The sequence below is a fragment of the Acetobacter orientalis genome, from assembly GCF_000963965.1.
In the GTDB taxonomy this organism is placed as follows: Bacteria; Pseudomonadota; Alphaproteobacteria; order Acetobacterales; family Acetobacteraceae; genus Acetobacter; species Acetobacter orientalis.
In genome coordinates this window covers 1-15,721 of record NZ_BAMX01000010.1, presented here as the reverse complement: position 1 = coordinate 15,721, position 15,721 = coordinate 1, and the positions used below count along the sequence as shown (strand labels likewise).

The 15,721-nt window shown below is 52.1% G+C and carries 12 protein-coding genes and 1 tRNA gene; 7 read left to right on the top strand and 6 right to left on the bottom strand.

Going from position 1 to position 15,721, the window contains the following annotated elements; all coding sequences use genetic code 11:
* Window positions 1–7 precede the first annotated feature (7 nt).
* Entirely contained in the window at window positions 8–826 is an 819-nt protein-coding gene (locus tag Abor_RS03745; protein WP_048840511.1) for an SDR family NAD(P)-dependent oxidoreductase, read from the bottom strand.
* A 133-nt stretch (window positions 827–959) separates the two neighbouring features.
* Between Abor_RS03745 and gmk the strand changes: the two genes are divergently transcribed.
* Window positions 960–1,610 carry a guanylate kinase gene (gene gmk / locus Abor_RS03740; RefSeq protein ID WP_048840510.1) on the top strand — a complete coding sequence of 217 codons (651 nt, stop codon included), beginning with the start codon at window positions 960–962 and terminating at the stop codon, window positions 1,608–1,610.
* 120 nt (window positions 1,611–1,730) lie between these two features.
* Complete coding sequence (locus Abor_RS03735; protein ID WP_048840509.1) at window positions 1,731–3,245, top strand: replicative DNA helicase; 1,515 nt, start codon at window positions 1,731–1,733, stop codon at window positions 3,243–3,245.
* Window positions 3,246–3,435: 190 nt separating this feature from the next.
* Here the strand turns inward: Abor_RS03735 and Abor_RS03730 are convergent, their stop codons facing one another.
* The 5 genes from Abor_RS03730 to Abor_RS03710 form a co-directional block, all read right to left on the bottom strand.
* On the bottom strand, window positions 3,436–5,886 hold the full coding sequence (locus Abor_RS03730) for a DUF3772 domain-containing protein (protein WP_048840508.1): 2,451 nt from the start codon (window positions 5,884–5,886) through the stop codon (window positions 3,436–3,438).
* Between the two features lie 156 nt (window positions 5,887–6,042).
* The gene (locus Abor_RS03725) at window positions 6,043–6,684 is read right to left on the bottom strand and encodes a TetR/AcrR family transcriptional regulator (protein WP_244877861.1); all 642 of its coding nucleotides are present in this window, start codon (window positions 6,682–6,684) and stop codon (window positions 6,043–6,045) included.
* Between the two features lie 29 nt (window positions 6,685–6,713).
* Window positions 6,714–6,857, bottom strand: a complete 144-nt coding sequence (locus tag Abor_RS03720; protein WP_179193293.1) for a hypothetical protein — start codon at window positions 6,855–6,857, stop codon at window positions 6,714–6,716.
* A gap of 114 nt (window positions 6,858–6,971) precedes the next feature.
* Complete coding sequence (locus Abor_RS03715; RefSeq protein ID WP_048840666.1) at window positions 6,972–7,751, bottom strand: ABC transporter ATP-binding protein; 780 nt, start codon at window positions 7,749–7,751, stop codon at window positions 6,972–6,974.
* 2 nt (window positions 7,752–7,753) lie between these two features.
* Window positions 7,754–8,539: an MlaE family ABC transporter permease gene (locus tag Abor_RS03710; protein WP_048840506.1), complete on the bottom strand. Its 786-nt coding sequence runs from the start codon at window positions 8,537–8,539 to the stop codon at window positions 7,754–7,756.
* Window positions 8,540–8,820: 281 nt separating this feature from the next.
* Here Abor_RS03710 and Abor_RS03705 point away from each other — a divergent pair, with 281 nt between their 5' ends.
* The 5 genes from Abor_RS03705 to Abor_RS03685 all read left to right on the top strand — a co-directional run bounded on the left by Abor_RS03705 (window position 8,821) and on the right by Abor_RS03685 (window position 15,542).
* Window positions 8,821–10,134 carry a UDP-glucose dehydrogenase family protein gene (locus tag Abor_RS03705; protein WP_048840665.1) on the top strand — a complete coding sequence of 438 codons (1,314 nt, stop codon included), beginning with the start codon at window positions 8,821–8,823 and terminating at the stop codon, window positions 10,132–10,134.
* 77 nt (window positions 10,135–10,211) lie between these two features.
* On the top strand, window positions 10,212–11,606 hold the full coding sequence (gene radA / locus Abor_RS03700) for a DNA repair protein RadA (protein WP_048840505.1): 1,395 nt from the start codon (window positions 10,212–10,214) through the stop codon (window positions 11,604–11,606).
* A 153-nt stretch (window positions 11,607–11,759) separates the two neighbouring features.
* Window positions 11,760–11,833, top strand: a tRNA-Gly gene (locus Abor_RS03695).
* A gap of 743 nt (window positions 11,834–12,576) precedes the next feature.
* Window positions 12,577–14,106: an alginate export family protein gene (locus tag Abor_RS03690; RefSeq protein ID WP_048840504.1), complete on the top strand. Its 1,530-nt coding sequence runs from the start codon at window positions 12,577–12,579 to the stop codon at window positions 14,104–14,106.
* An 80-nt stretch (window positions 14,107–14,186) separates the two neighbouring features.
* Complete coding sequence (locus Abor_RS03685; protein ID WP_048840503.1) at window positions 14,187–15,542, top strand: amino acid permease; 1,356 nt, start codon at window positions 14,187–14,189, stop codon at window positions 15,540–15,542.
* Window positions 15,543–15,721 lie beyond the last annotated feature (179 nt).

Sequence of the window (15,721 nt, the reverse complement as noted above, 5' to 3'; positions counted from 1 at the left end):
GGGCAGGTTAAGACAGGTCAGGCTCTGGCATGCTGCCTGCGGCTCCGGTGGGTTGGTGGGTGTAATACGCTTCAGCCAGTTTAATGGGTAAAAGATCCATAAACCGAGACCCCGCGGCAAGCCATAACGGAAACACAATACGCCGCTCATTACGCTTTAAGCCACGTAAAATGCGGCGGCTTGCGTTATCAACATCGGTCATGCCCGGCATGGGAAAGCGGTTTTTGGCGGTCATGGGGGTATTTAAAAACCCGCACACCACAGAAGACAGCAAAATACCAGCTTTTTTGGTGTTGCCGCCCGTAGCCACCATAAACCGGTCAACTGCCGCTTTGGCCGCCCCGTAAGACGGTGTGCCAGGGTAAGAGACCAGCCCTGCAACAGATGAAATGGCACAAATACGCCCCCGCATACCATCGGCCCCACGGGGCTGGCTGCGCATAACCTCAAGGGCTGGTAAAACGATGTTTAAAACGCCCTCTAAGTTGGTTTGAAAAAAGCGGTACACTTGGGCGTCTGGTTCGTAAGGGGGGCTGTCTGGTGTGGTGGGGGCACGAGTACCCCCTGTTATGCCAGCACAGGCTAAGACCATATCCAGTGTGCCGGTACTTTTTACCCAGTGGGCCATTGCCGTGCGGTCTGCAACATCGTGGGCGGCTACATCAACCGCAGCCCCGCGTGAAATGCAGTGTTGGGCGACAGCATGCAGGCGGTCTTGGTTGCGCCCGCCAAGGTGCAAAGTACGGCCGGGGCGGGCTAATGTAAGGGCCAGAGAGCGCCCCAAACCAGAAGAAGCGCCTGTAATAAGTACGATATCATGTTTCATGGTGGGGCTTTAACGCGAGAGAGCATAAAGGGCTGCACGCTGTGGGGCAGACCTGATGTGATTTTTGCGCTAAGCAGGGGCACACCGCGTGCTAGGCGGTAAGAACTTATACACGGCAAAAACGGGATACGGCATGGCGCACAACACACAACACACCGGAGCAGGTCTTAGGCGGCGCGGGGTGTGCTTTGTTATTTCGGCCCCTTCTGGCGCGGGTAAGTCTACCATTGCTAATGCTCTGCGCGCGTCAGAGCCGCAGTTGCAACATTCTGTTTCTGTGACCACACGCCAGCCCCGCCCCGGTGAGAAAGACGGCGTGCATTACCATTTTCGTACAATGGAGCAGTTTGAATACATGGCCAGCAGTGGCGAATTGCTGGAGTGGGCTACTGTATTTGGCCGTGGTTACGGCACCCCCCGCGCCCCGGTTGAGGCCGCGCTGGAAGCCGGGCACGATATGGTGTTTGACATAGACTGGCAGGGCCACCAGCAAATACGCGCAGCCTTACCTGATGATGTGGTGAGCTTATTTGTGCTGCCCCCTTCTTTGGCAGAGCTTGAGCGCCGCCTGCATTCCCGCGCGTCTGACCATATTGAAGAAATTGCCCGCCGTATGGCTGCCGCCCGCGATGAAATTTCGCACTGGCATGAGTTTGACCATGTCGTGGTGAACAAAGACCTAGACCGCGCAATTTTTGAGGCCCGCGCCGTGCTGACCTCTGGCCGTTTAAAAACCCGCCGCCAAACGGGTCTGGCAGAATTTATTGCAACATTTGGGGCCTAATTTAGGCCCGTACCCGGAAGGGGCATCACTCTGCCCCGGCTGCGTTTGTGCAAAACTTGCAAGGGCCATAACCCCGTTGCAGACGCACACCCCCATACCTGTTAAACTGGCTTTGTGAGCATGACCAAAACAGATACCAAAGCACAGGCTGACGACAGCATCCTGTCGCTTTCCCTACGCCAGCCCCCGTCCAACCTTGAGGCAGAGCAGGCGCTGCTTGGCGCGTTGCTAACCAATAACCGCGCTTATGACCGCGTTTCAGATTTTTTGACCGGTGCGCATTTTGCTAATCAGGTCAATGGCCGCATTTACGATGCCGTTGCCCGCCGTATTGAAAACGGCCAACTGGCAGACCCCGTAACCCTGCGGGCAGAGCTGGAAAATTCTGGCGTGCTGTCTGACGTAGGCGGCATGGCGTATTTGGGTAAGCTGCTTACCTCTATGGTGGGTATTATCAACGCTGGCGATTATGGCCGCGCCATTCATGATGCATGGATTCGCCGCCAGCTTATTGATATTGGCGAAGGCGTAGTGAACAACGCCTTTGGCTCTACCTCTGACCTATCTGGCCCAGACCAGATAGCAGCGGGTGAGGAGGCCCTGTTTCGTCTTGCTACAGAAAAAGGGCAAGATGGCGGGTTTGTTGACTTTAACCGGGCCTTAACCAGCGCTATTGCCACGGCTGAAAAAGCTTTCCAGAACGAAGGCCATGTGTCTGGCCTGACTTCTGGCCTACGAGACCTTGATAAAAAAACGGGTGGCTTACACCCCTCAGATCTTCTTATTCTGGCAGGCCGTCCAGCTATGGGTAAAACTGCCCTTGCAACCAAAATTGCGTTCTCGGCCGCGCGGGCCTTATTGCAAGATGCAGAAGATGCCGGGCCAAATGTGCAGCCTAATGGCTCTGTTGCTATTTTCTCGCTCGAAATGTCGGCCGAGCAGTTGGCCGCACGTATTTTGTCTGAACAGTCTGAAGTATCGAGCGAGCGTATTAGGCGTGGCGACATTGGGCAAAAAGAATTTGATCGCTTTGTACGCGTAAGCCGAGAGCTTGCCCGCCTGCCGTTGGTTATTGATGACACGCCAGCTATTTCTCTTTCTGCCATGCGTACACGCTGTCGCCGGTTAAAGCGTACGCGCGGGCTTAGCCTTGTGGTGGTTGACTATCTTCAGCTTATGCGCCCTTCGGTTGGCACAAAACCAGAAAGCCGCGTGTTGGAAATTTCAATGATTACACAGGGCCTTAAAGCTATTGCAAAAGAGTTGGAGGTGCCGGTTATTGCGCTTTCTCAGCTCTCACGTCAGGTTGAATCGCGTGAAGATAAACGGCCAATGCTGTCAGACTTGCGTGAATCTGGCTCGATTGAGCAGGACGCAGACGCCGTGATGTTTGTGTACCGCGATGAATATTACCTGCAACAGCGTATGCCTAAAGAAACAGCCTTTGATTCTCAGGACAAATACGGTGCAGCCCTTGATGACTGGCAGCGTAAAATGAGCCTTGTGCATAACAAAGCAGAGCTCATTTTGGAAAAACAGAGACACGGGCCAACCGGCACCGTGCATCTGTTCTTTGAAGGTGAATTCACACGCTTTGCCGATCTGGATAATATCCATGAAGAGCATGCCCGCTAAAATGCGCCTATAGAAATGCGGGTGTAATTTTAAAAATAAACCTAAGCCATTGGTGGGTTTGTTAATACGTGCAACAGGTGCCTTTTGCTTTGGTGCTGTAGCGATACAGCACAACACAAGGCCACAAATAAAAAAGCAGGGCAAATAGAGCCCTGCTTTTTTTATGAGTTTAGCGCAAGCCGCAGTAGGTTCAGGCTGTTGGTGGGGCAAGGTTATTGGGCACAGTAATAGGAATATTATGCTCCTGAAAAGCTTGCCACAGGTCAAATAGAGCCTGAGAGCGCACTTTTGCTGTATCAAACCCGGTAAGTGCTTTGGCTGTGCCAGTAAGGAGGGCTGAGCCATCTGTAATGGCTGAAATACTGGCGGTTGGCGCAAGCTGCGGGTCAACATTTTTGCTTGCGGCTAAGGTCTCAACCATAACCTGCATGGCTTTTGGAATATCTGACGAAAAAGGAAGTTGCAAAACAGTTGTAAACACACCGGGTTTTTCGGCCCGGGTTGCATTGCGTACGGCTGAGGTAATGAATTGAGAGTTTGGCACAATCATGGTGGAGCCATCGGCCAGCTTTATGTTGGTTGAGCGCACGCTTATGCGGGCTACCTCGCCATGGGCACCAGCAATATCAACCACATCACCAATTGAAACGGGGCGCTCGGCCATAAGAATAATGCCCGAGACAAAGTTTTGCACAATGGATTGTAAACCAAAACCAATACCCACAGACAGGGCGCTCACAACCCATGTCATGCTCTTCATGGTAACGCCAAGGGCAGAGGCCATGCTCAACCCAATTAAAATCCATGCTGAGTAGGTGATAATGTTAAGGATAGAGGTTTGAGCCCCAATATCGAGCCGGGTCGTCGGGAAAAAACGTTGTAGAAACCACGTTTTTATAAACTTAATGGCATAGTGCCCCCCAATAGGTAGGAGTGCACACAGAACTATGGCATCGAGCGAGATATTAAAACTATCTTGAGAGGCACTAGTGCTTTGCCCCCTAAAAACAGAGAGAATACGGCTGCCAACCTGTGCTGGGTCAAAGTCTGCTCCGGCGGTGGCAACAGAAAATGCCAAGACAAGCAAAAACACACTGATAAGGCCGGGAATAACCACACTGGCTTGGTCAACCAGCCGCATGGGCAGGCCTAGTGTAACAAGCCGTTGCCCCATAGGCCCATGAGAGGGAAAAACACTGCTACCTAAAGCCGTTGCCAAAAGGGCAATTAATAAAAGCCCTGTCATGGTAATGGCCATAACCGAAATCCAGGAAATAACGGTATAGGCAAAGGGAATATACCCCAAGAACACCGCAACCCAGCACACAATGGCCACTGTCATGGCCAATGTGCGTAAGAAAGGCGCAACGGTTGCGTGTTTTTCATCGCCTTCTTCTGCTGAAAGGCGTAGCTGGCGGGGTATGGCAAATAAAAGGGGGCTAACAGCTAATGTATAAAGCCCGTCACATAATTGTACGGGTAAAATGCTCATGCCGCTTTTTGTATCAACATAGCGCAATACCCCACGAATAATGAGTGCTACAGCAAACCATGTAGGAAAAAGGCGCAAATTACGGGCAAGGCTGTCTGGCATGTTAAACACGCGCCATTCTGCCTTGCGTGACAAGAGGCTTCTGCCCAGCTCAATAACAAACCCACAGAGCGGCACCTGTGCGGCAACCATGGTAGCCAGCGTGTCTAGGTCATCGCCCAATGCTGGGTTGTTAAGGGTCAGGGCACCCCACGCACTATAAAATGCGAGAGCCCACGCAATAACACTTAAAACAGCACAAATAACGGTGGCTGCAATAGGGCGTACGCGGCCCGTTGGTAAAAACCGGGCCACTAAAAACCGGACAGGTTGGTGGCACCGGAAATACGCAAAAAGCAAAAGTGCTGAAAGCAACAACCCGCCGAGGGAAATAAGCGCATGGTAGCCTTTAAAGGCTTGAATGAGCACGGCGCCGGTTTCTTGTGCTAAGGCGTTAAGGCGGCCTTTATCATCGGCAGAGGTGCTGGTGATCTGGCTCCAAAAATTAAACCCAACAGGGGTGGGAAAGCGCTGTGTAAGCGTTGCTTGCTGAATGGCTGTGCCGTGTTGGCGTAGTTCATCAACCAGTTGTTGGGCTTCAAGCTGGTAGAGTTTTAAACGCGTTAAGCGGTTTGAAATATCGCGTTGTTTGGCGCTTAGCGCTTTGCGCTGCGCGGTAATGGAGGCAGGTTCTGCGGTATCGTCCTTACCCGGTGCTTTACCCAAAATATCCAGAAAATTTTGGTAAACAGACTCGTAGGGTTTAATTTTGCTCATCAAGGCGTCAACACGGGTAGAAAGAGTGCTGGCCCGTTTAAGGAGAGCTGCATAAACAGCCGCGTTTTCTCCTTTTGTATAGTTTTTTAAACTATCTTGGTAAACGCTATGAATTTCTGAACCAATTTTATCGAGCGTTTCATCAGACGCAATAATGGAAATATCAGAAATAAGAGGGGCAGTTTGTTGCTCTGTTGGGGCTATTGGGGCGGGCTGTGGTGCCGTGCTGGGGGCTGCAAAACTTGGTGCCGTATAAAAGGGCAGGGGGGCAAAAAGCCCCAAAAAGGCTGCTATCCAAACACAACACACACTACGCCACAGCTTAAGGCCCATAATTTTTTTCTCTTTACGCAATAAAAAACAACATGGTGCTAAAACGTTTAAGCAAACAAAGGGGTTGCCTGTAAGCGTTGCAAAAACCGTTTTTACTTTACGCTAAATTCTAGCAAAAGCAGTGTGTTAAGCGGTAAAATACGGCGCAGGTTTTGCTTAAGTGTTCAAGGCTTTAATATATTCTACCCGCAATAAAGATACCCACATGGCATAGGCTTGCTCAAGACTATGTTTGTCTGTGCCGCGGGCAAATTCAACAGCTAGGCCGCGCAGCATGGTGTTGGTGAGCACGCGCAGGGGCATAAATTTGTCTGGCGTAATGTCGGCAATTTGGGCGGCCAGCCACCGGTTCATGAAGGTATCAATACGTGCCAGCACAGGGGCGGTGGCTGCGGCCAGCTCTGTATCGCTGCGGCGGGCTAATTCTATTTCAACAGTGGCCATAAATTCTGGCCCTTGGCACAGTAATGTCCACAGGGCTTTAAAGAGCGCGTCAATTTTTTGGGGGGAGGTGGTGGTGTGCTGTAAAGCATGCCGGTACAGTCTAACGCGCTTTAGGGCGTAATGCCGTAAAACGGCGGCCATAACCTGCGCCTTGGTCGGAAAATGGTGCTGCATGGCACCAAGGCTAACGCCCGCATGGCGGGCAATGCCTTGCACGGTAGTGGCTGCATAGCCTTGGCTTTGTAGTAAACACGCAGCCGCCTGCACAACACGGCGCTGTGTTTGCGCACTCCGTTCTGACTGTTTGCGGCGCGGTGCTTTTATTTTTAGCGTGGTCTTTGGGGGGGTAAGCACACTGCGCATAGCAACAGAGAAAATACGGGTTACTTGTGGCTCGTGCTCAAATGGTCGTGGTAGCCGTATTTTTCCCACTGTTGGGGGGTGGTCAGGCGTTTTGGCTCGCTTTTAAACAAGCCACAGGCTGAGAGCGCAAAAGCACATACCAGCATCAGCACCGCGTGTTTCATGGTCTCTTTCCTGTTTCTGTCCACAGTTTCTGCTTCTATCTCATTCAGGCGGCGTGTGGGCAAGAAGCTGTATGCAAAAAGCCCTAAAAATTCCTGTCTGGTGGCAGTTGGGCGTTATTTACGCAGTTCCATACTAATAGGCCCCTCACGGCGGCCATGGGTAAACTGGTCAACCATTGGGTTACCACTGTTCATGAGAGAGGTTGCTGGCCCTTGCCAGATAAGCTGACCTTTATAGAGCATGGCGGCTTCATCGCCTATGCGCTGGGCAGAGGCCATGTCGTGGGTAATGGCAATGGCGGTTGAGCCAAGTTTTTTAACGCAATCAACAATCAGGCCATCAATAACGGCCCCCATAATGGGGTCTAGGCCGGTTGTGGGTTCGTCAAAAAACAAAATGTTGGGGGTGGCGGCAATGGCGCGGGCAAGGCCCACACGTTTTTGCATACCGCCAGATAGCTCGGACGGGTAAAGCTCACCTACAGATGGGTCTAGCCCAACTTGTGCCAAAATAGAGCCAGCATGCGCGCGGGCGTCTTTACGGCTTAGGCGTTTGCGGGCCAGTAGGCCAAAGGTCACGTTTTCCCACACGGGTAGGCTGTCAAATAGGGCCGCGTTTTGAAACAGCATGCCAATTTCGCTGCGTAAGGCTTCGCGGCGTTTGTCTGAGACGGTGAGAATGTTCTCACCATCAATTTCAATACTGCCACTATCTGGGGTTATTAGGCCTAAAATACAGCGCAGCAGCACAGACTTGCCACTGCCTGAGCCACCAATAATAACAAACGAGGTGCCTTGGGGCACATCAAGCGTAATGCCGTCCAGCACCTTTTTGGTGCCAAAAGACTTATGCAAATCCCGAATGCGGATTTTAGGGTGTGTGCTGGGGGTCATGCTCATTGTGAGAAAAACAGGTCTGTCAGGAGGTAGTCAAAGGCCAGCAGCAAAATAGAGGCAACCACTACGGCCGCAGTTGTGGCAGAGCCAACGCCTTCTGCCCCGCCTTTACTGTTATAGCCATAATAGCACCCCATAAGGGCAATCAAAAACCCAAACAGGGCGGCTTTTACCAACCCGACTGTTACGTCAATTGCTTTAAGAGAGTTAAGCGTTGCGGTAATATAGGCCTGTGGTGAAAAGCCCAGTTTCATAACGCATACGGTAAAACCACCCGCAACACCCAGCACGTCTGCCACCAGTACCAGCAGGGGTAGGGCAATAAGCCCAGCCAGTAGGCGGGGGGCCACCAGATACTTCATGGGGTTGGTAGAAAGGGTGGTGAGTGCATCAATTTGGTCGGTTACGCGCATGGTGCCTATTTGGGCGGCCATGGCGGCCCCCACGCGGCCTGCAACCATAAGGCCCGCCAGTACCGGCCCAAGCTCACGCGTAACGGCAAGCACCACAATACCCGCAATGGCACTTTGCACATGGTATTGGGCAAAACCGGTGTAAGACTGAAGGGCAATAACCCCGCCAGAGAATAACGCCGTTAAGGCCACAACAGGCAAAGAGAAAAAGCCTGTTTCCATAAAAGAGCTCAAAAACACCCGCCCATAAAAAGGGGGGCGCACAATATGAGACAGCCCTTCAAACGCAAAAAGGGCCAAAGACCCTGCAGCCCGTATAAGGGCCAGCGTTGCACGGCCCAGTCTGGCCACAAGTGTGAGTATGGTATCCATACGCTCTGGTTGCCGCTCCTGCACGAAGGGGTTGGGGGTATAAACCTTTATTGCCGTAGCCTGATACGAAAGGCGCGTCAAAGCCTGAGTGGGCTAAACAATGCCCCACCTGTCTGGTAAGCCTTTGCACAACCCGGTAAAACCGTTTTTAGGGGCTGGGGCATTGTAGCTCGTACCGGCTAAGGGCATTGGTATGGGGTAGAGCCTTGGCTGGCCAGAAAGAGCTGGCGCGTACACAAGGTGCCAAAGACAAAGCAGGAGGGCTGCAAGTGCGTATAGCCATGATTGGCGGCGGGTATGTGGGGCTTGTATCAGGGGCCTGTTTTGCCGAATTTGGCATTCATGTTTCAGTTGTTGAAACAAACCCCGCACGGCTTTCTGCATTGCGTGAAGGGCGTATCCCTATTTACGAGCCGGGGCTGGATAGCCTTGTGGCCTCTAACAGCCAAGCAGGCCGCCTAACCTTTGGCGATGATATTGCCCAAGCTGTTGCCGGGGCAGAGGCTGTGTTTATAGCAGTCGGCACGCCCCCCCGTAATGGAGACGGCGCAGCAGACCTACAATATGTGCACGCTGCCGCCCGGCAAATTGCGCAGGCTATAACAGGTTATACGGTTATTGTTACCAAATCGACCGTACCAGTGGGTACGAGCCGCCGCATTGCCGAGATTATTCGCACAACCCGCCCCGAAGTTGATTTTGACGTAGCCTCTAACCCGGAGTTTCTGCGCGAAGGGAGTGCAATAGGCGACTTTATGCGCCCAGAGCGCGTTATTATTGGCCTAGACCAAAAGCAGCCAGAACGCGCAAGCCGAGCAGAGGCTGTTTTGCGGCAGGTGTACCGCCCGCTTTCCAGCACAGATGCCACGTTGCTGTTTACCGGGCTGGAAACGGCAGAACTGACCAAATATGCCTCTAACTCCTTTTTAGCCATGAAGATCTCTTTCATTAATGAAATGGCAGATCTGTGCGAAAAATTGGGGGCCGATGTGCACCAGCTTGCTAAAGGCATGGGGCTGGATAGCCGCATTGGGCGCGAATTTTTGCAACCCGGCCCCGGTTATGGCGGGTCATGCTTTCCCAAAGATACCTTGGCGCTCTCTCGTATTGCACAAGAAGCCCAGAGTGCCAGCCGTTTGGTAGAAACCACCGTACAAGTAAACGAAGCCCGTAAAGCCGGTATGGCCGGGCGTATTGCTGCGGCTTGTGGTGGGTCTGTTGCGGGTAAAACCGTAGGGGTGTTGGGCTTAACTTTTAAGCCTGAGACAGATGACATGCGCGAGTCTGCCTCCATACCCATTTTGCATAGGCTGGCAGAGGCGGGCGCACAGATTAAAGCCTTTGACCCCGTAGGTATGGACGCCGCCAAGCCCCTCCTGCCAGAGGGGGTGGAATATTGCACCGATGCATTAAGCGTTGCAGATGGGGCCGATGTGCTGGTGGTGCTGACGGAATGGAATATTTTCCGTGCGCTTGCACCAGAGGCACTGGTGGCGCGTATGCGCCACGGTGTTGTGGTTGATTTACGCAATATTTTTGACCCAGCCGCCATGCGGGCCGCGGGCCTACAGTACCAGTCTGTTGGGCGGCCTTGAAATCGTTTGGTTTTGGCCCAGATAACCAACCAGAATGTGGGCCATTAGCCCGGTGTTGAGTAACGGAGAGCGCGCGCGTGGCTAAAAAACCGTTTCGCCAGTTTGTATGCAGCCATTGCGGGGCGGTTTACCCTAAATGGGTAGGGCAGTGCGAAGCCTGCGGAGAATGGAACACGCTGGAAGAAGAGGCCGTGGAGCCTCTGGCAGCGTCTTCTGCCCGTGGCGGGGCGGCGCATAAAGGGCGGCGCGTTAAGCTGGAAGGGCTGGAAGGCATTGCCAAACCACCACCGCGTATTGAAACCGGCATTGTTGAACTAGACCGCGTGTTAGGCGGTGGGCTGGTACCGGCCTCTGCTGTTTTGGTGGGGGGTGACCCCGGTATTGGTAAATCAACGCTTTTGCTACAGGCCGCTTGCAAACTGGCCAGTAAAGGCGAGCGTGTTCTTTATATATCAGGTGAAGAAGCCGCTGATCAGATACGCCTGCGCGCGCTACGTTTGGGAGTTGGTAAAGCACGGCTAGACCTAGCAGCCTCCATTAACGTGACAGATATTGTGGCAACGCTTGAAGCCGAGCCTGATGTAAAAGCCGTGGTGATTGATTCTATTCAAACCATGTGGCTGGAAACGGTAGATAGCGCACCGGGCACCGTCTCTCAGGTGAGAGCGTGTGCATTTGAGCTTATTCGATTAGCCAAGCGGCGGGGCTTTAGCCTTATTTTGGTTGGGCATGTTACCAAAGAAGGGGCGCTGGCTGGCCCCCGTGTGCTTGAGCATATGGTTGATGCCGTTATGTATTTTGAGGGCGACCGCGGCCACCAGTTTCGCATTTTACGTGCTGCCAAAAACCGCTTTGGGGCCACAGACGAAATTGGCGTTTTTGCCATGACCGACCGTGGGTTAGAGGAAGTAAGCAACCCTTCGGCCCTCTTTTTGGCAGAGCGGCGGGGTAATATTGCGGGCTCAGCAGTGTTTGCGGGGCTTGAGGGCACACGCCCAGTGCTGCTTGAGGTACAAGCTCTGCTTTCTCCCAAAAATGGAGATGGTGCGCCACGCCGCGCCGTGGTGGGGTGGGACACGGGCCGCCTTTCTATGCTGTTAGCCGTGCTGGAAAGCCGGTGTGGGCTTAAACTGTCTGGCATGGATGTGTACTTAAACGTGGCGGGCGGCCTGAAGGTGGCCGAGCCAGCAGCAGACCTTGCCGTAGCTGCGGCCCTTATTTCTGCAGCTAGTGGTGTGCCCACAAGCTCGGGTGAGGTCTATTTTGGTGAGGTTGGGTTGTCGGGTGAAATTAGGCAGGTAGCCCAAGCAGATGCCCGCTTGAAAGAAGCGGCCAAACTGGGCTTTGAGCACGCCGTATTGCCCCGCCGTATTGCGCGCGGCAGCGCACGCACTAAACCCCCAGAAGGGTTAAGTTTAAAAGAAATAGGCCATCTTTCAGACCTGATTAGCCCAGATATGGACGCAGATTAACCCGGCAATGCCGTGTTAGAGGCCTTTTGGTGTAGCCTGCTTTGTAGCGTGGTACAGTAAAATGCGGCGCAGTAAGGAAAGCTTTCTTTAGGTGCATAAAGCCTGTTGCCAGAGCAGGTGCAACCCCCTATAGTGCCGCACGCACTGCGTAGTGCGGATGTAGTTCAATGGTAGAACGGCAGCTTCCCAAGCTGCATACGGGGGTTCGATTCCCCTCATCCGCTCCAGTTTTCCCTACAATTAGGCTTTGTTGGTAGCCTGTCGCCTGCTGTGCAGGGCTTATTGAGCATGAGTGTTGTATGGTGCTGCTTAGTTTAGCGGTGTCAGGCTGTGTCTTCTTGGCCGCAAGCTGCGTTTATTCTGGCTTATTTCCCATCACACAAAAGTGAGTTCAAGTGGAGGACAGCGATAATACGCGGCTCTATTGGGGTATGCATGTTATGGCGCATGCATCTGTGGTGTGCTTGATAACACTATGAGATATAAAGAAAATAATGCGTTTTTTGCATTATTTAGGCGAATATCACTTTTTTGTGTTTCATGTGATTAAACGTTTTCCCTAGAAAAAGAAAACTATTCCATGAAATTATAAGATGTTCATATAACTATAATAAATTATATCGCGCATTTACTAGCATCGTAATATTCCGATATAATAACAAAAACACAACGAATGCGGAATGATCCTTCCCCGTTACTTAAGAAATAAAGTAAAACATAATGCGGTTATGATGATAATTTTTGAAAGAAAGCGGCCTTGAAAACAATATAATATTATGTAGAAATTATATCATGTTGAGCATTCTATAATGGCAGAGTGCAAAACGGTAGGGCCGCTTGGCTAAGGGGCCCTGCAAGCAAAAAGAACGAAGGCCGTTACAAGCCGGTAAAAGGCGTTGTGTCAAAGCGTAAGAAAAAAGGAAAAAAAATGCTGCACACACCATGTTCCGTAGGGCATATCTGAAAAGCGATGCGCCGTATTTTTTATTCCGCCTGTCTGTGTGGTCTTTCCATCTGGGGGGCTTCTGCCGCACAGGCTGAAAAAACATTGGTGTCTGTTGGCGGCGTTACCGTGCAAGGTGGGCTGGACATAGGGGGCGCTGGTTTTTTTATGCCTAATGGCAACTTTGGTGCGGGGTCTTATGCCCCTAACAAAAGCAAAACCAGTTATAGCCGCACCGCTAACCCTACATATGGTGAGTTCTACGGCAAGCCCATTCTCTCTGGTCGTTGGGATTTTGGTAACGGCGTTGCTATTATTGGCCGTGCATCTGCGCTTGGGGCCGCAACCCTTGGCAGTGGGGATGCACAGGTGCTCTCCCAAACATCGGGTAACCCACATTCCATTTACCTAGAAGAAGCTAATATTGGCCTGACTTTGCCCGTGCATATTGGCCATGATAGCCAACAACTTACGGTGTTAGGCGGGCGGCAAGCCTTTGCGGTTGATGATGGTTTTTTGATTGGTAAAGGCACGTATAGTGCCGGTAACCGGGGGGCGTGGTGGTATGCGCCGCGTTTTGCGTTTTCTGGGCCGGGGGCTATCAAGCTGGAAGGTAACCCTGTCCGGGCTGATATCTTTATGCTGGAAAGCAACTCAGATAACGATATCGATGAAGGCTACGACCGGCCAAAAACAAAATTTGTGGGTTTTGATGTAAGCTGGTTTGCCAATAAAGCGGGTGGGCATGGTGAAAGCGTTTACGCAGACCGTGCGGCTTACGTAACACTCACCTATTTCCACGTGCGTGATGCCGATGGCTCTGCACATTATGATTACTCAACCCGTGCAGACCGTAACGGCATGAATGTGGCGTCACTCAGTTGGGGTGGTACATTATTGCCTGTTAAAGCGCTTGGTATTTCCAAAAACTTTACATTTTATGGCAGCTTTGTTTCAGAGCAAAACAGCCACGCAGGCAACGGCTACAAATCTGTTGAAGCATACGGCATGTTTTTTGAGCCGGGCTACCGCTTTACAATGTTGCCGTGGCAGCCACAGCTTTTTTACCGTTATACGCAGTATAGTGGCGGCAAAAATGGCAAAGGCGATGTTAAGCGCAGCTACGACAACTTTTTTCTCTATGATGGTAAGCGCTACACCTATGGCGGCTACTGGCCGGGTGAAATTGTGGGCATGTATCTTGCCCCGCTGTCTAACTTGCGCGTGCAGCAATTTGACCTGACAGCAACACCCCCGATACACTTGTTAAAAGCAGATGATAGCCTAAAGCTGGGGGTACACTTTTATGACCTGTCGTTTATCCACCCTGCCGGAAGCGGCCTAGCCGGTGTTGGAAAGCATATCTCGAACGAAGTAGACTTTACGACAGAGTACACCCTAGACGCGACCACATCTGCCGCTTTGGCGGGTGGTGTGGCTTTTGCTGGCCCCTCTGGCAAAGAGTTGGCCCGTACAAGCCTGCCGGGTGGTTACCCGGTGCCTAACATCACAAACCACTCAGGCATTATCGAGGCCTATTTTTTTAAGCATTTCTGAGCAGGAATTTTGCCCGCGGGTTTTTCTTTCCGTGTGGCCAATGATCTGCCCCAGAAACAAAGTTAAAGGACGCCGTGCATATGGTTGACCAGGACAGCACACCACAAGCCCCCCCCACAGACGGGTTGCGAAACCGCCACATTGCCATGATTGCACTGGGCGGCATTATTGGGGCGGGCCTGTTTGTGGGCAGCGGGGCGGCTATTGCTGCAACCGGGCCTGCGGTTTTGCTGGCGTTTTTAGCCGTAGGTATTCTGGTTATTCTGGTTATGCGTATGCTGGGCGAAATGGTCGTGGCAGACCCCGGCCGTGGCTCGTTTGTGGAATATATTCGTGCAGCATATGGCAACCGGGCAGGCTTTACAGCCGGGTGGCTTTACTGGTTTTTCTGGGTTGTTGTGCTGGGCAGCGAGGCCATAGCCGGCGCCATATTACTGCGTGACTGGGTGGGCCTACCTGTTTGGGTTTTGTCTATTCTGCTCATTGCCGTACTTAAACTTATTAACTTTGCCGCCCCGCGTGTATTTGGTGAGTGCGAATTCTGGCTATCCCTTATTAAAGTTTTTAGCATTATTGCCTTTATTGGCGTGTCTTTGCTGTATGTGTTTCATGTTTTTGGGCCGGGTGTGCCGGTAAGCCAAAACTTTTTAGGGCATGGCGGTTTTGCTCCCCACGGTTTTGTGGCGGTTCTCTCTATTATTCCCACCATCTTGTTCACCATGATGGGGTCTGAAATTGCGACAGTTGCGGCCGCAGAATCTCCAGAGCCGGGTAAAAATGTTGCCCGCGTAACACGCAGCATTGGCACCCGTGTAACCCTGTTTTATCTGGCTTCTGTCGCCATGATTTTGCTTGTGGTTTCATGGACAACCATTGTGCCCGGTAAGTCTCCGTTTGTTACGGCAATGGATACCATGGGCATTCCCGGTGCTGGTCTGCTTATGCGCATTGTGGTGCTAAGTGCCATTTTGTCATGCTTAAATTCCAGCATGTATATTACCTCGCGCATTTTGACAGAGCTTGCAGGGCAGGGCGATGCCCCCGCTAAGCTGGCGCGTTCTGCAGCAACAGAAGTACCGCGCCTTGCGATTGTGGTGAGCAGCATTGCTGGCACGCTGGTGGCGTTTTCCTCTATTTTGGCACCAGACACCATTTTTGCCTTTTTGCTGAGCTGTAGCGGTGGCGTTATTCTGGTTGTCTATTCCATGATTGTTGGCTCGTACTTAAAAGTCCGCACAAAAGCGCAGGCAAAAGGTGATGCAGATGGCTTTAGCCTGCCGTTGTTCCCTTTCTGCAATTACGCAACCTTGCTGGCTGTGGTGTTTGTTTTTGTTGCCATGATGTTTAACCCGGCTGAGCGTATGACCGCTATTGCCAGCATTGGTACCTCTATCGTGTTTTATGGCGTGGCCTGCTTACGCCCACGTAGCCAATAAGGGGCTGGTTTTACCGTAAACTAAACGCGGCATGGCCTGTATTTATTGGTAGTGCCATGCCGGTGTGGCATGAAGCTAAACAAAGGGGAGAGGGAGCGGTAAAGCTTCTCTCCCTTTTTTATGTCTTGCACCTTTAAAAGGTTACTCCAAAATACAGGGCACAGGGCACAGGGCACAGG